The sequence below is a fragment of the Shewanella chilikensis genome (assembly GCF_002836945.1).
In the GTDB taxonomy this organism is placed as follows: Bacteria; Pseudomonadota; Gammaproteobacteria; order Enterobacterales; family Shewanellaceae; genus Shewanella; species Shewanella chilikensis.
In genome coordinates, this window is record NZ_NIJM01000062.1 from 1 (window position 1) to 24,056 (window position 24,056).

Sequence of the window (24,056 nt, forward strand, 5' to 3'; positions counted from 1 at the left end):
TTCAAGGCATCTGACTGAAGGCATGCCGGGGCCTGTCAAAGTCGGATAACGCAGAGAGCCGGTTGCTGTGTAAGCCCCGAAGGGCGTGGCTTACAGGCCTGCCTGCTGTGTTGTGCTTCTTACAAAGGACTAAGGCCATTTGCTGCGAACCACGCCTTGCATCCATGCCCGTAAGCCGACGCAGAGAACGCATGGGACTTGTTCGCACCTTCCTTATGGCCTAGCGCTCGGCAATCACAAAGCTGGCGACCATAGGATTGTGATCCGACACATCTGTTTCCGGCACATACAGCTCTTTGGGTTTCAATCCTCGATAAAAGAGATGATCCAAAGGATACCCCAGAACTCTCACCCTGTTATCCTCGCCAAAATGAGCCTCATTCAAACCCAAAGAAGAAGCGAAGTCTGCCAGCAGCATACTGCGTTCCTCACTCCAGGTATTGAAATCGCCCGCCAAAATAATAGGCCCCATGACTCTTTCCTCGGCAAGGGCTTCGGTCAAAGACTTGAGTTGCTGTCGATATTCCTCAATACCGACACTGAAGTTAATTCCATGGACATTGACCACAGTCAATAATGAGCCATCAGACAAAGGATATTTAGCGACCAAGGCCGTCTTGGGCAACCGCAGCCAGGGCTCAAGAGTACGGTAGCCGCAACTGCTCAAGGGAGCACTGCTCGACAGATTCATCACTCCGGCCGGAGTATCCAATACACTGAAAGCATTGGCGAAACGCCAAAACCACTGCGCGGCACTCAAATAGAGATACATGCCGGGATCAAGACTGGCTTCCTGCAATAGCACCAATTGCCTGCCTGTTGCAAAATCATTAAGACGAGAACGCCATAAGCCATTTTGCTGTTTCTGAATATTCCAGGTCAACACACCAAACTCGCCATTATTATCCAGCGCCTTTGCCTTTGGCGTTTGGATACAAGCCGCGCCGGTATTGGTATCACCCCTATCAGATTGCAGTTGAACATTTGCCGGTACAGTAAACAACCAATGCCATCCCCCGAGTATCACCAGCAAAGAAAGCAACGGTAGGATCAGCAACCACTTCAGTTTCATATCAGCCTCAAGCGCAGAAAGAGCCTACAACAGGATCAATGTAATAGTACTCAAACTCAGGTTACCCAAGGCTGTCTGTCACCGCAAATTGGATTAATATGGGCTTATAAAATCAAGGCGCCAGGCGCTACATACAGAGAGGATTATCATGGCGAAAGTCGAAGTATTGGTCGGAACCACCTTAGGAGGAGCCGAATATGTCGCCGAAGAACTCATCAATAAGCTTGAACAAAACGGCCATCAGACAAGCCTGTACCTAACCCCAAAATTGGAGCAACTGGATCCCAAAGCCCTTTGGTTGATCGTTTCCTCTACCCATGGAGCCGGCGATCTTCCGGATAATTTGCAGCCTTTTTATCAGGAATTACTTCAATCAAACCTCCCCCTGCAAGAGTGTCGGTTCGCTTTATGCGCGATCGGAGACTCGAGTTACGATACTTTCTGTCAAGGCCCGGAAAAGCTGTTGCAACAACTGAGCGCCCTTGGCGCCCAATCCTATGTGGATAAGATCCAGATCGATGTTCAGTACGATCCCGTACCGGAAGATCCAGCACTGGCATGGCTCGATAGCTGGTTAGGCAAGCTCTAAAACAGATTTGCAACTGAATAAAGCATCAAGTACTCACAATTTAGACCTAACTTACCCACAGATCAGCTAAAAAAAAGATAACTCTGTGGATAATACTTTATTTTGATCTGATCAATCTTTGCATGAATCGGATCCTGAATGCAGGCAAGATCCCCCTTGTGGATAAGATCGCGATCTATCCCCAGCTTTAATGGAGATAGATCGCCAAGAGATCACAGGTTGAGTTAAGCCTAACTATATGTTTTAAAAGATTTAATATTGTTACCCACAGAAAATCCCGATCCTAATAGTAAACATAGTAAGAAGATCTATATAAAGATCTTAAGATCTATAAGGCAGATCCCTTGCGATCCATCTGCATGAAATAGAGCATTCACCTGAATCCTTACAGGTGCTAAAATGATCGGCTGAAATTCCTTTTTCTTCCCTTGCTCAGCCAAAGGTAAATCTATGCGTTTTCATGAACGGTTTGATGTAATTGTTGTAGGTGGTGGTCATGCCGGAACTGAAGCCGCATTGGCAGCTGCCAGAATGGGAGTAAATACTCTGCTCTTGACCCACAATATTGACACTTTGGGTCAGATGTCCTGTAACCCGGCTATAGGGGGAATAGGTAAAGGGCACTTGGTTAAAGAGATAGATGCTTTGGGTGGCGCCATGGCAACAGCAACTGATTATGCCGGGATCCAGTTCAGAACCCTGAATTCAAGTAAGGGTCCAGCGGTAAGAGCTACCAGAGCCCAAGCAGATCGTTCCTTGTATCGACAAAAGATCCAACAGATATTGCAAAACCAGCCCAACCTAAGGATCTTCCAACAAGCTGTTGACGATCTGGTTGTTGAAAACAACAGAGTTATTGGGGTTGTCACCCAAATGGGACTAGCCTTTGAAGCTCCTGCTGTGGTGTTGACGGCAGGAACTTTCCTGGGAGGTAAGATCCATATCGGATTGGAAAACTACAGTGGTGGTCGTGCCGGTGATCCTCCTGCGATCGCGCTGGCCCACAGACTCAGAGAATTACCAATTCGGGTTGGCCGCCTCAAGACGGGGACGCCGCCTCGTATCGATGCTCGCAGCGTCGACTTCGAGCAGATGACTGAACAGCAGGGAGATAATCCTCTTCCTGTGATGTCTTTTATCGGTGATGTGAGTCAGCATCCACAGCAGATCTCTTGCTATATCACCCATACCAATGAAAAAACTCACGAGATAATTCGTGGCGGTTTGGACAGAAGCCCCATGTATTCAGGGGTTATAGAAGGGATAGGCCCTAGGTACTGTCCATCTATTGAAGACAAGATCCATCGCTTTGCCGATAAGAGTTCGCATCAGATCTTTATTGAACCTGAGGGACTCAATACCAATGAGCTATACCCCAACGGTATCTCCACTAGTTTGCCATTCGATGTGCAAATTGCTTTGGTCCGCTCGATCAAGGGGATGGAAAATGCCGAGATCATGCGCCCTGGCTATGCCATTGAATATGATTACTTTGATCCCAGAGATCTGAAAAATTCGCTGGAAACCAAAACCATAAATGGGTTGTTCTTTGCAGGTCAAATCAACGGCACCACAGGTTATGAAGAAGCAGGAGCTCAAGGCCTGTTGGCCGGTATGAACGCGGCTTTACAGGTGCAAGGTAAAGACGCTTGGGCACCTAGACGGGATCAGGCTTATCTTGGCGTGCTGGTGGATGATCTATCGACTTTGGGCACCAAGGAGCCCTATCGCATGTTCACCAGTCGTGCCGAATACCGCTTGCTGCTGCGTGAAGACAATGCCGATCTGCGTCTGACCGAGAAAGGCCGTGAGCTAGGACTGGTTGACGATCAGCGCTGGGCCAAGTTCTCGGCCAAAGTTGAAGCTATTGAATCTGAACTGCAACGCCTGCGCAGTCAATGGATCCATGTTAATTCACCTTTGGTTGAAGCGCTGAATCCGCATCTCAATACGCCAATATCTCGCGAAGCTTCGTTTGAAGAGCTGCTGCGTCGTCCTGAGTTGGACTATGACAAGCTTATGGGGATTGAAGGTTTTGGGCCGGGGCTAGAGGATCGTCAAGCGGCTGAACAGGTGCAGATCCAGGTTAAATATGCCGGTTATATTCAGCGCCAACAGGAAGAGATCGCCAAAGCACAGCGCAACGAAAATACCGGCCTGCCGCTGGAGCTCGATTACAACGAAGTGCCAGGCTTATCCAACGAAGTGATCGCCAAGCTCAATGCCCATAAACCGGAGACTATAGGCCAGGCTTCCAGGATCTCGGGGGTAACTCCGGCAGCCATCTCCATTTTGCTGGTACATCTGAAAAAACGGGGATTACTGCGCCGCACGGCCTGATACAGTAAACCATTCCAGAGCCGGGGAAGCTGTAGATGCTTCCCTTGGCCGTTTTGGGGCCGCATAATAGCCCCGCAGTATTTTTCTGGGGAGAATACCCGTGCTTGCAGCACAGTTAAAAACATATCTGGCTGAGACAGGCCTCAATGCATCGGATGAGCAGCAGCTACAGTTGCTGGGATTTGTCGCCATGCTCAACAAATGGAATAAGGCCTATAACCTGACCTCGGTGCGCGAACCTGAGCAGATGCTCATCCGTCATATCATGGATAGCCTGGTCGTCTCTCCTCATATCAAGGGACAGCGTTTTATCGACGTGGGCACAGGACCTGGGTTGCCCGGCATCCCGCTGGCGATTTTGAATCCGGATAAAGAATTTGTGCTGCTCGATAGTTTGGGTAAGCGGATCCGTTTTCAAAAACAGGTTCAGATTGAACTCAAATTGAAAAATATACAGTCGGTTGAGAGCCGGGTGGAAGCCTTTCAGGATCCGCAAGGGTTTGACGGTGTGCTAAGCCGTGCCTTTGCCTCAGTGGCAGACATGTTAAGCTGGTGTCAGCATTTGCCGGCGCAAAATGGAGTATTCTATGCCCTTAAAGGGCAACTGAACCCTGATGAGTTAACCGGGATCCCTGAGGGGTACAGCATCAGGGAATCCATTGAACTCAAGGTTCCAAAATTGGATGAACAGAGACATCTGCTGATCATAGCTCCCCAGGTTTGAATGCCTTGCAATTGGCTGGCGTATCAAGCAACTTGATGCAAACGGAACCGGGCATCAATAACAAAATTGACAGACAAGGTGACAGTGTGGCGAGAATTATTGCCGTAGCCAACCAGAAAGGTGGCGTTGGAAAAACAACAACTTGTGTTAATTTGGCTGCCTCTTTGGCGGCAACCAAGCGGCGGGTGCTATTGATCGATCTGGATCCCCAGGGCAATGCCACCATGGGGAGTGGCGTCGACAAATACGAAGTTGAAAACACCGCCTATGAGTTGCTGGTGGAAGAAAAGAGTTTTGACGAAGTCGTCGTGCGTAACACTGCCGGAAAATACGATCTCATTGCCGCCAATGGTGATGTGACAGCCGCCGAAATCAAATTGATGGAGTTCTTTGCCAGGGAGATTCGCCTGCGCAACGCCTTGGCAAAGGTGCAGGATGAGTACGACTTTATCTTTATCGACTGCCCTCCTTCGCTGAATATGTTAACAGTGAACGCCATGTCGGCGGCCGACTCAGTATTGGTTCCCATGCAGTGTGAGTATTATGCCCTGGAAGGCTTGACCGCCCTGATGGATACCATTTCCAAATTGGCGGCCATGGTTAACCCCAAGCTCGGGATCGAGGGAATACTCAGAACCATGTACGATCCCCGCAACCGTCTGGCCAACGATGTTTCCGATCAGTTGAAACAGCATTTCGGTGACAAGGTTTACCGCACTGTGATCCCAAGAAATATTCGCTTGGCCGAAGCGCCGAGTTTTGGCGCTCCGGCTATGTACTATGACAAGAGTAGCGCTGGGGCCAAGGCCTATCTGGCTTTAGCTGGCGAAATAATTCGTCGCTCAGAGCAGAATCAGCAAGCGAAACAGGCATAAAGGAATGAGCATGACACTGAAGAAACGGGGTCTGGGCAAGGGCCTGGACGCACTTTTGAGTACCAGCCATGCGGCGAGTAAGAAGCGTGATGATGCCGAGCAATCCAAGGTTGATGCCGGCGAAACCCTGCTGACTTTGGATGTGGATCTGCTGCAGCCCGGTAAGTATCAACCCCGTAAAGATATGTCGCCGGAGGCGCTGGAAGAGCTGGCTGAATCTATCAAGGCTCAGGGCGTTATTCAGCCCATAGTGGTGCGTAAGATCAGTGATGACAAATATGAAATAATCGCCGGTGAACGTCGCTGGCGTGCGGCGCAGCTGGCCAAGTTGGACAAGGTGCCCTGTATAGTTAAGCAGGTTGCCGATGAGGCTGCTGTGGCTATCGCCCTGATAGAAAACATTCAGCGGGAAGATCTCAATGCCATGGAAGAGGCTATTGCGCTTAACCGTTTGATCGAAGAATTTGATCTTACTCACCAACAAATAGCTGATGCTGTGGGAAAATCACGGGCTACCGTTTCGAACTTGCTGCGACTCAATGGATTGAATGAACCGGTAAAGCGGTTACTGGAGTACGGTGATATTGAGATGGGTCATGCCCGAGCCTTGCTTGCCTTGCAAGGTGAGGAGCAAACTTCTGTTGCCCGATTGGTGGTAGCGAAGGAATTGACCGTTCGTGAAACAGAACGATTGGTTAATAAAGTCTTAAATCCTGCCAAAGAGGCCGAAAAGCCTGTAAAAGATACCGATGTTGCTCGTCTGGAGAGTCAGTTAATTGAAAGGTTAGGTGCAAAAGTTTCCATTTCCCACGGTAGTAAGGGAAAGGGAAAAATTGTAATTAACTATCAAAATCTGGCTGAATTAGACGGCATTCTTGCCAAAATCCATTAAAAAAACGTCGTTAACGCTATTTAGTGTAAATTTGTGACGTTTGTTAATATTGCATTTATGCGAATTTGGGGCTGTATCACGTTAAAAGGTGAGGTTTTTACTTATCTCAAAGTTGCAAACAAGACTTGAAAAGGTATACTTTCGCAAGCTTTTTGTACCTCGACTCTATACGGATATTTGTAGTCCGGTCATCGAAACAAAAAGTAGGAATGCGGAGAAGAATAATTGAGTAAGGTTTTAGCGCGTCGTGGCCGTTGGTCAGCCTATAAATTGGTGATGATGCAGGCGGCGATAGCTGGGGGTGCTTCAATTATCTTCTTTGCCGTGTGGGGAGCCCAGTTTGGCTATTCTGCTCTGGCAGGAACTGCCATAGCTGTGCTCCCTAATTTTGTATTCGCGACCCTGGCTTTTTCCCATATGGGAGCAAGCTCTGCCGGTAAGGTTCTCAAAGGCTTTTACTGGGGGGAAGCGGTAAAGTTGCTGTTGACAATAGCGTTGTTTTCGCTGGTATTTATCAATTTAAAGGTCGCATTCATGCCCCTTTTTATTTGCTATGTACTGGCGTTGATTGTGCATTGGGCAGCTCCTTTGTACTTCAAGCAAAGTTAAGTGGGATGAATCATGGCTGCACCTGGTGAAACATTAACACCGCAGGGCTATATCCAGCATCACCTTACCAACCTTACCGTTGGTGAAGGTTTCTGGACATGGCACATTGATTCATTGCTCTTTTCGGTTGGTCTTGGCGTGCTGTTTCTGTGGTTGTTCCGCAGCGTTGGTAAAAAAGCAACCTCTGGCGTTCCCGGTAAGCTTCAATGCTTTATCGAAATGATCGTCGAGTTTGTCGACAACAGCGTTAAAGATACATTCCACGGTCGCAATGCTTTGATTGCACCTCTTGCTCTGACTATTTTTATGTGGGTATTCATGATGAACCTCATGGATATGGTGCCAGTTGACTGGATACCACATACTGCCGCTTTGGCTGGTGTGCCTTATCTGAAGATAGTACCGACTACTGACCTTAACATCACTTTCAGCCTCGCGTTGGGCGTGTTTGTGCTGATTATTTACTACAGCATCAAGGTCAAAGGTGTGTCAGGATTTGCGAAAGAACTGACGCTACAGCCCTTCAACCATTGGGCAATGATACCCGTCAACTTCCTGCTCGAAACTGTTACCTTGATAGCTAAACCTATTTCATTGGGGCTACGTCTTTTTGGTAACTTGTATGCAGGTGAGTTGATCTTCATCCTTATTGCGCTGATGTATGGTACCAACTTGGCGATTGCTGCTCTGGGTGTGACTCTGCAACTGGGCTGGCTGATCTTCCATATTCTGGTTATCACGCTGCAAGCGTTTATTTTCATGATGCTGACTATCGTTTACCTAAGCATGGCTCATGAAGATCATTAAGGACTGCTGAAGAAATTTTTTAAACTAAATCATCAACCAACACAGATTTAGATACTGGAGATACAGATGGAAACGATTCTGGGCTTTACTGCAATTGCTGTTGCTCTGCTCATTGGTTTGGGTGCACTGGGTACCGCTATCGGTTTCGGCCTTTTGGGTGGTAAGTTCCTGGAAGGCGCTGCGCGTCAGCCAGAAATGGCCCCTATGCTGCAAGTTAAGATGTTCATTGTAGCGGGTCTGCTCGATGCCGTGACCATGATCGGTGTAGGTATTGCACTTTACATGCTGTTTACTAACCCACTGGGTGCAATGCTGTAATAAACGCTTCTGTCTTAACTCTAAATAGGAGGCTGTTGTGAATATCAACGCTACCCTAATCGGTCAGACGGTCGCCTTTATTATCTTCGTGTGGTTCTGCATGAAGTTTGTATGGCCCCCTTTGATGAATGCCATCGAAGCGCGCCAGAAAAGGATTGCTGATGGTCTTGCTGACGCTGACCGTGCAGCAAAAGACCTGGAGTTGGCTCAAGCGAAAGCGACTGACCAACTGAAAGACGCCAAGGCTACAGCCAACGAAATCATTGAGTCTGCCAACAAGCGCAAGGCTCAGATTATTGATGAAGCCAAAGCTGAAGCAGACGCTGAGCGTGCGAAAATCATTGCTCAGGGTAAAGCAGAAATTGAAGCTGAACGTAATCGCGTGAAAGAGGAACTGCGTAAGCAGGTTGCGACTCTTGCCATCACTGGTGCAGAGAAGATCCTCGAGCGTTCGATTGATGAAGCCGCCCAAAGCGACATAGTTAATAAACTAGTTGCTGAAATTTGATAAGGGAGTTGAGTTATGGCTGAGTTAACCACCATTGCTCGCCCTTACGCTAAGGCAGCTTTTGACTTTGCTGTTGAACATCAAGCAGTAGAAAACTGGGCAGAAATGCTCGATTTCGCGGCAATGGTGAGTGAAAACGAATCCATGAAGCCACTGCTGGCTGGATCTATGTCCAGCAATAAGCTAGCTGCACTCTTTATCAATATCTGTGGCGAGCAAATTGATGAGCACGGTCAAAATCTGATCAAGGTAATGGCTGAAAACGGTCGCTTGGAGGTACTGTCTGCTGTATCTCAGCTCTATGCTGAGTTTCGCCACGAATGGGCTAAGGAAATCGAAGCCAACGTGGTCTCTGCTACTGAGCTTAGCTCTGAGCAGCAACAGCAGATCAGTGTTTCTTTAGAGAAACGTCTCGCACGCAAAGTTAAGCTGAATTGCAGCGTCGATGCCGAGCTTATCGCCGGTATTATTATCAAGGCAGGGGATCTGGTGATAGATGGATCCGTCCGCGGTAAATTAAACCGCCTGTCTGATAAGCTGCAGTCGTAATTGGGAGTTTGAGCATGCAACTGAATTCCACTGAAATCAGCGATCTGATTAAGCAGCGGATCGAGCAGTTCGAAGTCGTCAGTGAAGCCCGCAACGAAGGTACTATCGTTTCGGTCAGTGACGGCATCATCCGCATTCACGGCCTGGCCGATGTAATGCAGGGTGAGATGATCGAACTGCCTGGCAACCGTTATGCAATCGCGTTGAACCTTGAACGTGATTCTGTAGGTGCCGTAGTTATGGGTCCTTATGCCGGTTTGGCTGAGGGCGTAAAAGTTAAAACCACTGGCCGTATTCTGGAAGTTCCAGTGGGTCGTGGTCTGCTGGGACGTGTTGTTAACACTCTGGGTGAGCCAATCGACGGTAAAGGACCAATCGACAACGATGGTTTTGCGCCTGTTGAAATGATTGCTCCTGGTGTTATTGAGCGTCAATCCGTATCTCAACCGGTACAAACCGGTTATAAGGCGGTTGATGCCATGATCCCTATCGGTCGCGGTCAGCGTGAGCTGATCATCGGTGACCGTCAAACTGGTAAAACTGCGATGGCTATCGACGCCATCATCAACCAGAAAGATTCCGGCATCAAGTGTGTGTACGTTGCAGTAGGCCAGAAGGCTTCTACTATTGCCAACGTAGTACGCAAGCTGGAAGAGCACGGTGCTCTGGCCAACACTATTGTTGTGGTTGCTACTGCTTCTGAAGCGGCTGCCCTGCAATACCTGGCACCATACTCTGGTTGTACCATGGGTGAATATTTCCGTGACCGCGGTGAAGATGCACTGATAGTTTATGATGACCTGTCCAAGCAGGCCGTTGCTTACCGTCAGATCTCACTGCTGCTGAAGCGTCCACCAGGCCGTGAAGCTTACCCAGGTGACGTATTCTATCTACACTCTCGTCTGCTGGAACGTGCTTCCCGCGTGAACGAAGAGTACGTTGAGAAGTTCACCAATGGCGAAGTAAAAGGCAAGACCGGTTCTTTGACCGCTCTGCCAATTATTGAAACCCAGGCAGGTGACGTATCTGCGTTCGTACCGACCAACGTAATTTCTATTACCGATGGTCAGATCTTCCTTGAAACTGACCTGTTCAACTCTGGCCTGCGTCCAGCGGTTAACCCAGGTATCTCTGTTTCTCGTGTAGGTGGTGCGGCTCAGACCAAGATCATCAAGAAACTGTCCGGCGGTATCCGTACTGCTCTGGCACAGTATCGAGAGCTTGCTGCGTTCTCACAGTTTGCGTCTGACCTTGACGATGCAACTCGTGCCCAGCTGGAGCACGGTGAGCGTGTAACCGAACTGATGAAGCAAAAGCAATACGCTCCTATGAGCGTAGCTGACCAAGCTGTATCTATTTTTGCAGCTGAAAAAGGCTACCTGAAAGGTATTGAGCTGAAGAAGATCGGTGACTTCGAAGCCGCTCTGCTCTCTTTCATGAACGGCGAGCATGCTGAGCTGATGAAGCTGATCAACGATAGCGGTGATTACAATGCCGAAATCGAAGCTGAGCTGAAGGCTGGTCTCGACAAGTTCGTGGCAACCCAAACCTGGTAAATACATGCGAGGTGTCATAAGGCACCTCAGGTCCAGATTGGAGAGTAGAGATGGCCGGCGCTAAAGAGATTAAAACCAAGATCGCGAGTGTGAAAAACACTCAGAAGATCACGTCCGCCATGGAAATGGTGGCAGCCAGCAAAATGCGCAAGGCGCAGGACCGCATGGCTGCAAGCCGTCCATATGCGGAGAGCATGCGTAAGGTGATCGGTCACGTCGCTCAGGGTTCTCTGGAGTACAAACACCCCTACCTGGAGGTGAGAGAACCCAAGCGGGTTGGTTACATAGTAGTGGCAACCGACCGTGGCCTTTGTGGTGGTCTGAACGTCAACCTGTTCAAGAAGGTTGTCGCAGACGTGAAAAGCTGGAAAGAGCAAGGTGCGGAAGTTGAATTCTGCCCTATCGGTGCTCGCAGTGTTCAGTTTTTCAAAAGCTTTGGTGGCAAGGTGCAGGCCCATGCTTCAGGTTTAGGTGATGCTCCCAAGCTCGCTGACCTGATTGGTACTGTGCGAGTAATGCTCCAGGCTTACAACGAAGGCAAGCTGGATCGTCTGTATGTGGTATTCAACAAGTTTGTTAATACCATGACGCAGACTCCTGTGATCGAGCAGCTGCTACCTTTGCCTAAATCAGACGAAGATGACGTAGCGCATCGCTGGGACTACATCTATGAGCCAGATCCAAAGGTCTTGTTGGACAAGCTTTTGGTTCGTTATGTGGAGTCTCAGGTGTATCAGGGTGTCGTTGAAAACATTGCTTCCGAGCAGGCTGCCCGTATGGTGGCCATGAAGGCAGCAACAGACAACGCCGGCACGCTGATCGATGATCTGCAACTGGTATACAACAAGGCCCGTCAGGCGGCGATTACGCAAGAACTGTCGGAAATTGTGTCAGGTGCAGCCGCGGTTTAGGCTGGGTAACGAATACAAGTTTTAGAGGATTAATCATGAGCACAGGTACTGTTGTCCAAGTGATTGGCGCGGTTGTGGACGTTGAGTTTCCACAAGATACCGTACCTCAGGTATATGACGCTCTGAAGATCACAGGCGAAGGCGCCTGTAAAGGCTTGGTGCTGGAAGTTCAGCAACAGCTGGGTGGTGGTGTAGTTCGTACCATCGCCATGGGTTCTTCCGATGGTCTGCGTCGTGGTATCGAGGTAGAAAACTCTGGTTCACCAATTTCCGTTCCGGTTGGGGCTGCGACCCTTGGCCGTATCATGAACGTTCTGGGTGAGCCTGTGGATGAAGCGGGCGCTATCGGTGAAGATGAGCGTTATATCATCCACCGTGATGCTCCTTCTTATGAAGAGCAATCTAACACCACTGAATTGCTGGAGACCGGCATCAAGGTTATTGACCTGGTATGTCCGTTCGCCAAGGGTGGTAAAGTAGGTCTGTTCGGTGGTGCGGGTGTTGGTAAGACAGTTAACATGATGGAACTGATCAACAACATCGCTAAAGCCCACTCAGGTCTGTCCGTATTCGCCGGTGTAGGTGAGCGTACCCGTGAAGGTAACGACTTCTACTACGAGATGAAAGACTCAGGCGTACTGGACAAGGTAGCCATGGTGTACGGTCAGATGAACGAGCCACCAGGTAACCGTCTGCGTGTTGCTCTGACCGGTCTGACTATGGCCGAGAAGTTCCGTGACGAAGGTCGTGACGTACTGTTGTTCGTTGACAACATCTACCGTTACACCCTGGCTGGTACCGAAGTATCGGCACTGCTGGGTCGTATGCCTTCTGCTGTGGGTTATCAGCCAACACTGGCTGAAGAGATGGGTGTTCTGCAAGAACGTATTACTTCTACCAAAGTGGGTTCTATCACTTCGGTACAAGCGGTATACGTACCTGCGGATGACTTGACTGACCCAAGCCCGGCAACCACCTTCGCCCACTTGGATGCGACTGTGGTACTGTCTCGTCAAATCGCTTCTCTGGGTATCTACCCAGCGGTTGACCCACTGGATTCCACCTCTCGTCAGCTGGATCCACAGGTTGTTGGCCAAGAGCACTATGACGTGGCAAACGGTGTACAGACAGTTCTGCAGCGTTACAAAGAGCTGAAAGACATCATCGCTATTCTGGGTATGGACGAGTTGTCAGATGACGACAAGATGACAGTATCCCGCGCCCGTAAGATCGAGCGTTTCCTGTCTCAGCCATTCCACGTAGCTGAAGTCTTTACCGGTTCTCCAGGTAAGTACGTGCCCCTGAAAGACACCATCCGTGGCTTCAAGGGAATTCTGGACGGTGAGTTCGATCACCTGCCAGAGCAAGCGTTCTACATGGTTGGTTCTATCGACGAAGCCGTTGAGAAAGCCAACAAGAAATAACTAGGCAATATTGCATAGTTTGGTAAGGAGAACGGGATGGCAGCCATGACAGTACAGCTTGATATCGTCAGTGCAGAGAGCAAAATCTTTTCAGGCCTTGTTGCCCATTTACAGGTAACAGGTTCTGAGGGTGAACTGGGTATTATGCCCGGCCACACTCCGCTGCTGACCAATATCAAACCTGGCATGGCGCGCATCGTCAAACAAAATGGTCAGGAAGAGGTGTTTTACCTTTCAGGTGGTTTACTGGAAGTTCAACCCAACTCCGTGTCCGTATTGGCTGATGTTGTAATGCGTGCCGATGAGATTGACGAGCAGGCCGCAGTAGAAGCCAAGCGTCGTGCAGAAGCCCATATGGCCGATGCCGGTGCTGACTTCGATTATGCTGCGGCAGCAATTGAACTGGCTAAGGCCGTGGCTCAGTTGCGGGTCGTTGAGACCATCAAGAAGAACATTGCCAGATAACAGCACTGCTGAAAAAAGGCGCCTCAGGGCGCCTTTTTTGTGTCTGTTATTCCTATTGCCCAAGCAGATTTGCAAGCTTCCAAGCTGCGTGAGCGCTGCATTTTTACCGTGATTCCGGTACACTTGCGCCAGCCCAAAGAAAAGGAATCTCTCATGTCATTGAATGTTGTAATTCTCGCTGCCGGGAAAGGGACCCGGATGCGTTCAGATCTGCCTAAAGTTCTGCATAAGGTTGCCCACAAGCCCATGGTGCAGCATGTGATTGATACGGCTCATTCACTTAATGCCGACAAGATCAATCTGGTTTACGGTTATGGCGGCGACAAGCTGATGACGGAGCTGGGCGAGCAACCGCTTAACTTTGTACTGCAGGCTGAACAACTGGGCACAGGCCACGCGGTAGCCCAGGCGATTCCCCATATAGATGACAATGACACTGTATTGGTGCTCTATGGCGACGTTCCCCTCACCCGTAAGGAAACACTGGAAGCCCTGCTTGCTGCCAGGCAAAACGATGGCGTAGCCGTACTGACGGTACATCTGGATGATCCAAGTGGCTATGGCCGTATGGTGCGCGAGCATGGCAAGGTGGTTGGCATAGTCGAGCAGAAAGATGCTACTCCCGAGCAACTCAAGATTAATGAGATCAACAGCGGCATCATGGCATTGCCGGGCAAACAATTGAAAAACTGGCTCGGGCGCTTGGAAAACAATAATGCTCAGGGCGAGTACTATCTTACCGATGTGATCGCCATGGCTCATACCGATGGGGTGGCCATAGATACGGCTCATCCAGTTAATTCCATAGAGACCGAAGGCGCCAACAACAGGGTGCAGCTAGCGGCGTTGGAACGTGCTTATCAGCAACGCTGTGCTGAAGCCTTGATGTTGGATGGTGCCAATCTCAGAGATCCGGCACGTATCGATGTTCGCGGTGAAGTGACTGTCGGCATGGATGTGATGATCGATATCAATGTGATCTTCGAAGGTAAAGTGGTGCTGGGTAATAACGTGACTGTAGGCGCCGGGGCTATCCTTATCGATTGTGAGATTGCCGACAACGCCGAGATTAAGCCTTACAGCATAGTCGAGGGCGCCAAGTTGGGTGATGGCGCCAGTGCCGGCCCGTTTGCTCGTCTACGTCCGGGTGCTGAACTTAAGCAGGATGCCCACATAGGCAATTTTGTTGAGATGAAGAAAGCCGTACTTGGCGTTGGCTCCAAGGCCGGACACCTGGCTTACCTCGGGGATGCACAAATTGGTCAAGGGGTAAACATAGGTGCCGGTACCATTACCTGTAACTATGATGGCGCCAACAAACATCTGACCGTTATTGAAGATGAGGTGTTTGTCGGTAGTGACACCCAGTTGGTTGCTCCTGTCACCATAGGTAAGGGAGCCACTCTGGGAGCTGGTTCCACTGTAACCCGTGATGTCGGCGTCGATGAACTGGTTATCACCAGGGTCAAGCAGAAACATATCAAGGGCTGGAAGCGTCCACAAAAGCACAAGAAATAATTCCTCTAAATGAAAGCACCCACTCGGGTGCTTTCTATCTCACAAACCCGTTTAAGGGTTTGAAGTCAATCATATTTAATTGTAAATATCTGTAAAGAAACTCAAATACTAATCCTTCTCATTTATATTTGCTGGCAAAATAAAACTGATTGCCGGTCCGGCATAGAGAATGAGGTGATTATGAGGTTTAAGTTTTCCTGTGTAGGTATGGCTGTGGTGGCTGCTATCTCTTCAATGCCACTGGCGGCAGAGCAAGTACCAGAAGATATTGAACGTATCAGTGTTACCGGCCGTAGCTTCAATGATTATAAGACCGGCGTCGCCTCAGGCGCGATGCGTGGTGATATCAATCTGATGGATACACCTCAATCCGTTACCGTTATCCCCGACTTTGTTACCGATGAACAGCTGGCAACCAACCTGGCTGAAGTATTGGTGAATGACTCAAGCGTGACCAGTGGCAGTGAAAAATGGAATCGCCAGGTATTTAATATTCGTGGTTTTGAGTTGGACTCAGGTTCTGGGTACCTGATCAATGGTCAGCAGCAGTGGTCGCACTATGTGCAACCTATTGAAACCCTGCAGCAGGTAGAAGTGCTTAAGGGCCCCTCCAGTATGCTCTACGGCCAGTCAGGCCCTGGAGGCTTGATCAATATGGTAACCAAGAAGCCGACCTACGACACACTGTTTAACCTGGGGTTTGATACCGATGACAACGGCTCTACCCGTTTTCAGCTGGACGCCGGTGGTAGTCTCAATGAAGCTCAAACTATCCGTTATCGCACTGTGTTGGTTAAGCAGGATACCCAGTATTGGCGCGAATATCAGAATGGTGAAAATCAGGAAAGAGATCGTTGGCTGGGCTACCTGAATCTGGAGTTTGATATTACCGATGATCTTTTGCTGTCACTGAAATATGACCGCACCCAAGATAAAACCGGAATAGATCGTGGTGGTTGGTTGAACAGCAAGGGAGAGCTCATTGGTGGCCGGGATATTATCTGGGATATGCCATGGGCGTTTACTGACAATACCATCGAAAATTTAGGGGCCGAACTCACTTACTTTATCAGCGATAACTGGAAAGTGAAGGCCGGCTACAATGATCAGCAGTTCAACCGCCAACGGTTGGACTCTCTTCCAAGCTTGATCAAAGGTTCTGAGGACCCGTTTACAGATGGCTACACTGTGAGTCCATTCGATCGTTATGATGATTGGCAACATAAAACAGGGTTCATTGATATTACCGGTAACTTCAGTACCGGCTTTCTGGAACATCAGTTCCTGATCGGTGCCAATATGTTGGATTATTACTATGGGCAGTTGCGCGAAAAAGGCACGAGTGTTTCTGTCATGCCTGGCCAGCCCATCGCAAATCCAGGCTTGGACTATCATAACGATACTTCACTCAGTGAAAGCGACTATAAGCATTATGGTTTTTATATTCAGGACCTGGTTACTATCAATGAACAGTGGAAACTGTTGGCCGGTGTTCGTTATGACGAACAAAAGAAGGATGGTGCCGGGAACAACAGCTATGCCGTTTCACCTAAATTTGGGGTGATCTATTCGCCTATGGATAACGGCAGTATCTATGTGAATTACTCAAAGAGCTTCAGTCCCCAAGGGAGCGTTAATGATCCTAATGATGTCAATGACAAGATGAATCTGGATCCTGAATATGGGGAACAGTACGAAATTGGCACCAAGTGGGAACTGTTCGATGGTGGATTATTACTGACAGGTGCCGTGTTTGATATAACCGTATCCAATGTTACCGTGACTCAAGACTTGGGAGCTGGTGAGTCAATAACCACTCAGAGTGGTGAACAGCATCATAAAGGGTTTGAGATGGGTGCTCAGGGACGACTCAGTGATAAGTGGTTTATGACAGGTTCCATGATGTACCTGGATGCAGAGTATGATCGCCCTGCAGAAGATAGCCTCAATGGTAAAACGCCGATAGATGCGCCTGAATGGTCGGCCAATATTTGGACCCGTTATGAGATGACAGAAGCATTGGCTCTGAATTTTGGTGCCGTCTATGTCGGTGAACGATTTGCTGATAAAGAGAATATGATCACCAAAGATGGTTATGTACGTTTTGACCTGGGCGCCGCCTATACCATGGATGTGATGGGAACAGATGTCAGCGTAAGGGTTAACATGAAGAATCTGTTTGATAAAGAATATCTTGCCGGCGGTTCCAATACTGACGTGACTGTGGGTGAAGGTCGTCATGTGAGCCTGGCGCTGGAAGCCAAGTTTTAATCGCCAATAGATGTCATGCTAACAGCAATGCCGGCCACTCCGTGACCGGCATTTTTTTATGGATGAAATCTAATGCTTCTTGCGATGCGCCCAGGCTCGGGCTGGCTTTAAGGCATGCCTGTATATCGGCTGAATTACTAACGGCTTTTTTCACTCAGTAATTGCGTTTAGGTTTCGAAGTTATATAATTCGCCTTTCGAATCGAAACTTATTCAGTCTGGAATGACCAAACGCAACACTCAACAAAGGCGTCACGCCATAGTTACCCTGCTGCAGCAGCAGGGTGAAGTCAGTGTCGATGCCTTGGCGCTGAAGTTTGAAACTTCGGAAGTGACCATACGTAAAGACTTGGCAGCCCTGGAGAAAACCGGTTTGCTGCTGCGTCGTTATGGTGGCGCCGTCGTCGTTCCTCAAGAGATAACCCAGACCTTGTCTGAACCACCTTCCCGCAACAAGTTGGCCATAGCTCAGGCCGCTGCCGGACTTATCAAAGATCATAACCGCATCATCATAGATTGTGGCAGCACCACTTTGGGGCTTATTCCTGAGCTCAATGATAAGCGCGGGCTGGTGGTCATGACCAATTCCCTGCAGTTGGCCAATGCGATACATGAATTGGAAAACGAGCCCACACTCTTGATGACGGGGGGCACCTGGGACCCCCACTCCGAATCTTTTCAAGGACAGGTGGCTGAGCAAGTATTGCGATCCTACAACTTTGACCAGCTTTTTATCGGCGCCGATGGCATTGACTTGCAGCGAGGCACCACCACTTTCAATGAATTGATTGGACTCAGCCGGGTGATGGCGGATGTTTCTCGGGATGTAGTGGTGTTGCTCGAATCGGAAAAGGTGGGTCGCAGAATTCCTAATCTTGAGTTGCCCTGGGAGTTAGTCACTACCCTGGTGACAGATAATAGGCTGCCTGATGCAGCCGCTGAAAGTATTTCAAATCAAGGGGTAAAGCTGATCTTGGCCCCTTTTACAGCATAAACTTTAAATTAAGCGGATATTGATATGTGTGGAATTGTTGGCGCAGTAGCGCAAAGGGATGTTGCTGAAATCTTGATCGAGGGACTGAAACGCCTGGAATATCGTGGCTATGATTCGGCCGGTGTGGCTGTCATTCACCAAGGTGAACTGACCCGTACCCGCAGAGTTGGCAAGGTGCAGGAGTTGGCCGATGCTTTGCAAACTGCTCCTTTGGCCGGTGGTACCGGCATAGCCCATACCCGCTGGGCGACCCATGGTGAGCCCAGTGAGCGCAACGCGCATCCACATCAATCCGGCAGTGACATAGCCGTGGTGCACAACGGGATTATTGAAAATCACGCTAAATTGCGGGAGATGCTCAAGGGCTTGGGTTATCAGTTCAACTCAGATACAGATACAGAAGTCATTTGTCATCTGGTTGACCATGAGCTCAAGTCTGCCCCCGGCTTGCTGGCGGCGGTACAAGCCACAGTCAAACAACTGGAAGGTGCCTATGGCACTGTGGTCATCGACCGCCGTGACCCTGAGCGGCTGGTGGTCGCCCGCAGTGGCAGCCCATTGGTAATAGGCTTTGGCCTGGGAGAAAACTTCGTTGCTTCGGATCAGTTGGCGCTGCTGCCGGTGACCCGTACTTTTGCCTTCCTGGAAGAGGGTGATGTTGCCGAAGTGACTCGCCGTGAGGTCCATATCTATGATCTGGACGGTAACCCGGTTGTACGTGAAAAGAAAGAATCTGAAATCACCCATGATGCCGGTGACAAGGGCGAGTATCGTCACTATATGCTTAAAGAGATCTATGAGCAGCCAATGGCGCTGGCCCGTACTCTCGAAGGCCGAATTGCCCAGCAGCGGGTGCTGGATAGTGCCTTTGGTGATAATGCAGCCGAGCTTCTCAAAGATATCAAACACGTACAGATCATTGCCTGTGGTACCAGTTACCATGCCGGTATGGCAGCACGTTATTGGCTGGAAGATTGGGCCGGCGTTTCCTGTAATGTGGAAATCGCCTCTGAATTCCGCTACCGCAAGTCGCATCTGTTCCCCAACAGCCTGTTGGTCACTATTTCTCAATCCGGTGAAACGGCCGATACCCTGGCGGCTATGCGTTTGGCCAAAGAGATGGGGTACAAGGCAACCCTGACCATATGTAACGCCCCCGGATCCTCGCTGGTTCGCGAGTCCGACATGGCATATATGATGAAAGCCGGTGCCGAGATAGGTGTGGCTTCCACCAAGGCCTTTACCGTACAGTTGGCCGGTTTGTTGATGCTGACGGCGGCACTGGGACGTTATAACAGCATGAGTGTGGAAATGCAGGCGGCAATCGCCCAGAGTCTGCAGTCTATGCCGGCTAAAGTGGAGCAGGCTCTGGGGTTGGATGATGCCATTGCCGAGCTGGCAGAAGACTTTGCCGACAAGAGTCATGCCCTGTTCCTGGGACGTGGCGATCAGTACCCCATAGCGATGGAAGGTGCGCTGAAGCTGAAGGAGATTTCCTATATTCATGCCGAAGCTTATGCATCCGGAGAGCTGAAACATGGACCATTGGCGCTGATCGATGCCGACATGCCTGTGATAGTGGTGGCACCTAATAATGAACTGCTTGAAAAGCTTAAGTCCAATGTGGAAGAAGTGCGTGCCCGTGGTGGCTTGATGTATGTGTTTGCCGATGTTGATGCTGAATTTGCATCCGATGACACCATGAAGGTAATTCCTGTGCCACATTGTGATGAGTTTATGGCACCGCTTATTTACACCATTCCGCTGCAGTTGCTGTCATACCATGTTGCCCTGATCAAAGGGACTGATGTGGATCAGCCAAGAAACTTGGCCAAGTCGGTTACTGTTGAGTAATTGGGCTCAAGCCTGAAAGTGTTGCCACTAATCGCCTGAGTGTATGCTCAGGCGGTTAATTGTGTCAGCCGCTGCTGCTTTTTTGCTTCGTACCTCTTCCAGACCTTTTCGTGGAAGTAGAAAACAACTGTGTTGATACTGGGTTCTATCAGGGCCACTGCACCACCTATAAGCGCACTTCCGGTAAGCAGATAAGTGATGGTAAAGGCTACGCTGAAGTGCAGTATGGCAAAGGTCATTGTCTTAATCATGGCGGTTCTCCTCTCTTGATAATTTAATGATAATAATTCTCATTAATAATTGAAAGAGAGTTTAACAGATTAATTTGACCGTTTTTATCTATTAAAAAGGCCGCTTATGCGGCCTTTAGTCGTCTAAGACTATCAGTAGTGCCAAGGGAAGCTGGAAAAGTCCTGATCGCGTTTTTCAAGAAACGCGTCTCGGCCTTCCTGGGCCTCGGCTGTGCCATAGGCCAAACGGGTCGCTTCACCGGCAAATAGTTGCTGGCCAACCAAACCATCATCAGGCAGGTTAAAGCCATATTTGAGCATGCGCATTGCGGTTGGGGACTTGGAGTTGATCTCCTTGGCCCAGCGCAGAGCTTCGGTTTCAAGTTCTGCATGAGGAACCGAACGGTTAACCATGCCCATGGCAAAAGCTTCATCGGCACTGTAGTTAAAGCCACAGAAAAATATTTCTCTTGCCCGCTTCTGGCCTATCATCTTCGCCAGATAAGCACTGCCATAGCCGGAATCAAAGCTGGCTACATCCGGGTCTGTCTGTTTGAAAACGGCATGTTCTTTCGATGCCAGTGTCAGATCGCACACCACATGCAAGCTGTGACCGCCACCGACCGCCCAACCGGGAACAACGGCTATGACGACCTTGGGCATAAAGCGGATCAAGCGCTGCACTTCGAGAATATGCAGGCGGCCCATGCGAGCCAAATCGGCCTTACCGGCTTCCTCACCTTCATATTTGTAGCCGTCCTTGCCGCGAATACGCTGATCGCCACCGGAGGAGAAGGAATATTGCCCCTTGGCCGATGGACCATTACCCGTTAACAGCACACAACCTACATCAGACCATTGCCGGGCGTGATCCAGGGCTATGTAAAGTTCATCAACCGTTTTGGGACGAAAAGCGTTCAGGCAGTCGGGACGGTTAATGGCAATTCGCACCGTACCTTGAGATTTGGCTCTGTGGTAAGTGATGTCTTCAAAAGTGAACCCAGCAACCTCTTCCCACAATTCAGGTTCAAAAGTATCGGAAACAAAAGATGTCATAACAAACAGCCCCTATATTGATAATGGCTCAAAGGCTAGGTGGATTGGCATGGGAGGTCAATGATTTCAGGTGCGGGTTTTGCGACTGTCGACAAAACCCGCGGCTTTATTCAGAGGTTATCGCAGATGAATAACAGATTATCTTTGCTGAAAACCGGATGAGATATGACATTGCCGCGACAATACTCGTCTTTGAAGTCCATCAGGGTATCTGGCGTGGTCAGTATGCCGTCCAGCTCCTGTAGCTCATAAGCCGACAAGCGCTCGGCAATATCTGCCTTGAGGCGGGCCTTTCTCTGATCGAGACGAATGATCTGCGTGCCCGTCATGGCATCCAGCTTGCGTTCAATTTTCTTTACTAATGCTTCGGTTTGGGCAATAGGCTCATCGAGCTTATCCGTCTGAGTGACCAGGTAATAAAGCACTCCGGCCAATATTGCCAAAATAATCCAGCCTTTCATCATTTAGTCCAACTAAGGTTAATAACCCTTGTGTTACAAGGTATAATACGCCAGTTTTTATACAATAAGCAGTAAAAGGCTGTAAAGATGAGTGAAGAGTCGAGCAATAAGGATTATTCGAAAGCCAATCGAATCAAGATTCACCAGCCTGATGCGAGTAAAGCAGACCGCTTTAATCCTCGCAACCGAATTTACGTTCGTGCGGTTGATGGTCTCTGGAGTACGTTAAGGCGGCGGATGGGATGGATAGCTATGCTGTTTTTCCTCATCTTGCCCTGGCTTCCCTGGGGGGATAGGCAGGCAGTCTGGTTTAACCTGGCGGAGCAGAAGTTTCATGTATTCGGCTTGACTATCTGGCCTCAGGATCTGACGTTGCTGGCGGCCTTGTTTATGATTGCCGCCTTTGCACTGTTTTTTGTCACTACCTACCTGGGAAGGGTCTGGTGCGGCTACACCTGCCCGCAGACGGTGTGGACCTTCATTTTTATCTGGTTTGAAGAAAAGCTCGAAGGGGCACGCAACAAAAGGATGAAGTTGGATCAGATGCCCTGGAGTTTTGACAAGCTCTGGCGCAAAACGGCCAAGCATACTGCCTGGTTGCTGATCTCCTTGCTGACGGCCATGACATTTGTGTCTTATTTTGTGCCCTCCAGAGAAGTATACCTCGAGGTATTTACCTTACAGGCCAGCGGCGCCGTGTACTTCTGGGTCATTCTCTTCACTCTGGCAACCTATGGTAATGCCGGCTGGATGCGGGAAATTATGTGTATTCACATGTGTCCCTATGCGCGTTTCCAGGCTGCCATGTTCGATAAGAACACTTATATTGTTGGCTATGACACCAAGCGTGGTGAAACTCGCGGTCCCCGCTCCCGTAAGGCTGATCCCAAAGCTCTGGGGCTGGGCGACTGTATCGATTGTGATCTCTGTGTTCAGGTCTGTCCGACAGGGATTGATATCCGTAATGGCCTGCAGTACGAATGTATCAACTGTGGCGCCTGTATCGATGCCTGTGACTCCACCATGGAACGTATGGGATATGCCAAAGGCCTTATCAGTTACACCACGGAAAACAAACTGGAAGGGATCAAGGAAAAAGTGCTGCGTCCCAAGCTGGTGGGTTATGGTGTTGTGCTTACCGCGATGATTTTGGTGTTTATCTACGCCAGTGCCAATATCGCCCCTGTGCGCATCGATATCATTCGTGACCGGAATCAGCTCTATACTGAGAACACTCAGGGGATGACAGAGAATACCTTCACTTTGAAGATATTGAACAAAACGGAAACGGCCCACGAGTACCAGATGCACATTGATGGGTTGAACAACTATAAGTGGCATGGCCCACAAACAGTGCAGATTGCGGCCGGTGAAGTATTGACGCTGCCTATCAGTGTGGCGGTCGACCCTGTTGAGCTGAAACGTCCTATTACCAAGATAGACTTTATTGTCACTACTGAAGTTGATGGTGAGACGGTTGAAGCCAAACAGGAGTCACGTTTCTTCGGGCCTTAAGTTTTAAGAAACAACTCTTAGATGGATAAAAAGGGGCGAGAGCCCCTTTTTTCATCAAAAAATATCGCTTTTTTGGCCGTTTGGCTGCTTTTGTGAGCGAACGATAAATTAATCCTGTTTTTCTAAGATTTAGCCCTTGCACAAAAGTTTTGGCTCCCTATAATGCGCTCCCACTGACACGGCACAGCGGCAACGCGAAAGACGTGACAGGGTCGAAGAAATGAGGCTCTTGAGTCCTTTCAACGGCAGGCGAAAAAAAGATGGTAAATACCTCTTGACGCCGCAGCAGGAAAGCGTAGAATACGCAGCCCTGACCCGATGGCCACAGCGCCTAAGGGATTGCTCTTTAACAAGATAAACAAGCAAATCTGTGTGGACACTCACAGGCATTGAGAAATCGACAAAACGATTTAACTCGATGAAGAGTGTTCATACGTCGGAGGCCAAGCGGTCTTAGGAAGACAATTCGTATCCGCAACTCCTTGGCTCACAGAACGACATGGCTACGATCCGACTTCT

The 24,056-nt window shown here is 49.3% G+C and carries 23 protein-coding genes; 19 read left to right on the forward strand and 4 right to left on the reverse strand.

The window, feature by feature from the left end:
* Positions 1 to 220: 220 nt before the first annotated feature.
* Positions 221 to 1,072, reverse strand: a complete 852-nt coding sequence (locus CX651_RS17475) for an endonuclease/exonuclease/phosphatase family protein (RefSeq protein WP_101057228.1) — start codon at positions 1,070 to 1,072, stop codon at positions 221 to 223.
* A 148-nt stretch (positions 1,073 to 1,220) separates the two neighbouring features.
* Here CX651_RS17475 and mioC point away from each other — a divergent pair, with 148 nt between their 5' ends.
* The 18 genes from mioC to glmS all read left to right on the forward strand — a co-directional run bounded on the left by mioC (position 1,221) and on the right by glmS (position 20,275).
* The gene (gene mioC, locus CX651_RS17480) at positions 1,221 to 1,661 is read left to right on the forward strand and encodes an FMN-binding protein MioC (protein WP_101057230.1); all 441 of its coding nucleotides are present in this window, start codon (positions 1,221 to 1,223) and stop codon (positions 1,659 to 1,661) included.
* A gap of 450 nt (positions 1,662 to 2,111) precedes the next feature.
* The gene (gene mnmG, locus CX651_RS17485) at positions 2,112 to 4,001 is read left to right on the forward strand and encodes a tRNA uridine-5-carboxymethylaminomethyl(34) synthesis enzyme MnmG (RefSeq protein ID WP_101057232.1); all 1,890 of its coding nucleotides are present in this window, start codon (positions 2,112 to 2,114) and stop codon (positions 3,999 to 4,001) included.
* A gap of 100 nt (positions 4,002 to 4,101) precedes the next feature.
* Positions 4,102 to 4,725: a 16S rRNA (guanine(527)-N(7))-methyltransferase RsmG gene (gene rsmG / locus CX651_RS17490; RefSeq protein ID WP_101057234.1), complete on the forward strand. Its 624-nt coding sequence runs from the start codon at positions 4,102 to 4,104 to the stop codon at positions 4,723 to 4,725.
* A gap of 86 nt (positions 4,726 to 4,811) precedes the next feature.
* Positions 4,812 to 5,600, forward strand: coding sequence for a ParA family protein (locus CX651_RS17495; protein ID WP_039035962.1), 789 nt, complete (start codon positions 4,812 to 4,814; stop codon positions 5,598 to 5,600).
* A 10-nt stretch (positions 5,601 to 5,610) separates the two neighbouring features.
* A complete protein-coding gene (locus tag CX651_RS17500) occupies positions 5,611 to 6,492 on the forward strand; it encodes a ParB/RepB/Spo0J family partition protein (RefSeq protein ID WP_039035948.1) in 882 nt (293 codons plus the stop codon).
* Positions 6,493 to 6,717: 225 nt separating this feature from the next.
* The gene (locus CX651_RS17505) at positions 6,718 to 7,101 is read left to right on the forward strand and encodes an ATP synthase subunit I (RefSeq protein ID WP_101057236.1); all 384 of its coding nucleotides are present in this window, start codon (positions 6,718 to 6,720) and stop codon (positions 7,099 to 7,101) included.
* 12 nt (positions 7,102 to 7,113) lie between these two features.
* Positions 7,114 to 7,908, forward strand: a complete 795-nt coding sequence (gene atpB, locus CX651_RS17510; protein ID WP_039035950.1) for a F0F1 ATP synthase subunit A — start codon at positions 7,114 to 7,116, stop codon at positions 7,906 to 7,908.
* Positions 7,909 to 7,974: 66 nt separating this feature from the next.
* Positions 7,975 to 8,226 carry a F0F1 ATP synthase subunit C gene (atpE, locus tag CX651_RS17515; RefSeq protein WP_025011729.1) on the forward strand — a complete coding sequence of 84 codons (252 nt, stop codon included), beginning with the start codon at positions 7,975 to 7,977 and terminating at the stop codon, positions 8,224 to 8,226.
* Between the two features lie 37 nt (positions 8,227 to 8,263).
* Positions 8,264 to 8,734, forward strand: a complete 471-nt coding sequence (gene atpF, locus CX651_RS17520; protein WP_028780952.1) for a F0F1 ATP synthase subunit B — start codon at positions 8,264 to 8,266, stop codon at positions 8,732 to 8,734.
* A gap of 15 nt (positions 8,735 to 8,749) precedes the next feature.
* Complete coding sequence (gene atpH, locus CX651_RS17525; RefSeq protein WP_039035951.1) at positions 8,750 to 9,283, forward strand: F0F1 ATP synthase subunit delta; 534 nt, start codon at positions 8,750 to 8,752, stop codon at positions 9,281 to 9,283.
* A gap of 14 nt (positions 9,284 to 9,297) precedes the next feature.
* Positions 9,298 to 10,839, forward strand: coding sequence for a F0F1 ATP synthase subunit alpha (atpA, locus tag CX651_RS17530; protein ID WP_039035952.1), 1,542 nt, complete (start codon positions 9,298 to 9,300; stop codon positions 10,837 to 10,839).
* A gap of 50 nt (positions 10,840 to 10,889) precedes the next feature.
* Positions 10,890 to 11,750 carry a F0F1 ATP synthase subunit gamma gene (gene atpG / locus CX651_RS17535; protein WP_039035953.1) on the forward strand — a complete coding sequence of 287 codons (861 nt, stop codon included), beginning with the start codon at positions 10,890 to 10,892 and terminating at the stop codon, positions 11,748 to 11,750.
* Between the two features lie 35 nt (positions 11,751 to 11,785).
* A complete protein-coding gene (gene atpD / locus CX651_RS17540; protein WP_039035954.1) occupies positions 11,786 to 13,174 on the forward strand; it encodes a F0F1 ATP synthase subunit beta in 1,389 nt (462 codons plus the stop codon).
* Positions 13,175 to 13,210: 36 nt separating this feature from the next.
* Positions 13,211 to 13,639: a F0F1 ATP synthase subunit epsilon gene (locus CX651_RS17545; protein ID WP_025011732.1), complete on the forward strand. Its 429-nt coding sequence runs from the start codon at positions 13,211 to 13,213 to the stop codon at positions 13,637 to 13,639.
* 153 nt (positions 13,640 to 13,792) lie between these two features.
* Positions 13,793 to 15,157 carry a bifunctional UDP-N-acetylglucosamine diphosphorylase/glucosamine-1-phosphate N-acetyltransferase GlmU gene (gene glmU, locus CX651_RS17550; RefSeq protein WP_101057252.1) on the forward strand — a complete coding sequence of 455 codons (1,365 nt, stop codon included), beginning with the start codon at positions 13,793 to 13,795 and terminating at the stop codon, positions 15,155 to 15,157.
* A 180-nt stretch (positions 15,158 to 15,337) separates the two neighbouring features.
* Positions 15,338 to 17,428: a TonB-dependent siderophore receptor gene (locus CX651_RS17555; RefSeq protein ID WP_101057238.1), complete on the forward strand. Its 2,091-nt coding sequence runs from the start codon at positions 15,338 to 15,340 to the stop codon at positions 17,426 to 17,428.
* Between the two features lie 222 nt (positions 17,429 to 17,650).
* Positions 17,651 to 18,421, forward strand: coding sequence for a DeoR/GlpR family DNA-binding transcription regulator (locus tag CX651_RS17560; RefSeq protein ID WP_101057240.1), 771 nt, complete (start codon positions 17,651 to 17,653; stop codon positions 18,419 to 18,421).
* Positions 18,422 to 18,445: 24 nt separating this feature from the next.
* Entirely contained in the window at positions 18,446 to 20,275 is a 1,830-nt protein-coding gene (gene glmS, locus CX651_RS17565; RefSeq protein ID WP_101057242.1) for a glutamine--fructose-6-phosphate transaminase (isomerizing), read from the forward strand.
* A gap of 47 nt (positions 20,276 to 20,322) precedes the next feature.
* Here glmS and CX651_RS17570 read toward each other — a convergent pair whose 3' ends face one another.
* The 3 genes from CX651_RS17570 to CX651_RS17580 all read right to left on the reverse strand — a co-directional run bounded on the left by CX651_RS17570 (position 20,323) and on the right by CX651_RS17580 (position 22,022).
* Complete coding sequence (locus tag CX651_RS17570; protein ID WP_101057244.1) at positions 20,323 to 20,526, reverse strand: DUF2061 domain-containing protein; 204 nt, start codon at positions 20,524 to 20,526, stop codon at positions 20,323 to 20,325.
* Between the two features lie 132 nt (positions 20,527 to 20,658).
* The gene (locus CX651_RS17575; RefSeq protein ID WP_101057246.1) at positions 20,659 to 21,561 is read right to left on the reverse strand and encodes a 1,4-dihydroxy-2-naphthoyl-CoA synthase; all 903 of its coding nucleotides are present in this window, start codon (positions 21,559 to 21,561) and stop codon (positions 20,659 to 20,661) included.
* A 110-nt stretch (positions 21,562 to 21,671) separates the two neighbouring features.
* Positions 21,672 to 22,022, reverse strand: a complete 351-nt coding sequence (locus CX651_RS17580) for a hypothetical protein (RefSeq protein ID WP_101057248.1) — start codon at positions 22,020 to 22,022, stop codon at positions 21,672 to 21,674.
* Between the two features lie 87 nt (positions 22,023 to 22,109).
* Here CX651_RS17580 and ccoG point away from each other — a divergent pair, with 87 nt between their 5' ends.
* The gene (ccoG, locus tag CX651_RS17585) at positions 22,110 to 23,537 is read left to right on the forward strand and encodes a cytochrome c oxidase accessory protein CcoG (RefSeq protein WP_101057250.1); all 1,428 of its coding nucleotides are present in this window, start codon (positions 22,110 to 22,112) and stop codon (positions 23,535 to 23,537) included.
* Positions 23,538 to 24,056: the final 519 nt, after the last annotated feature.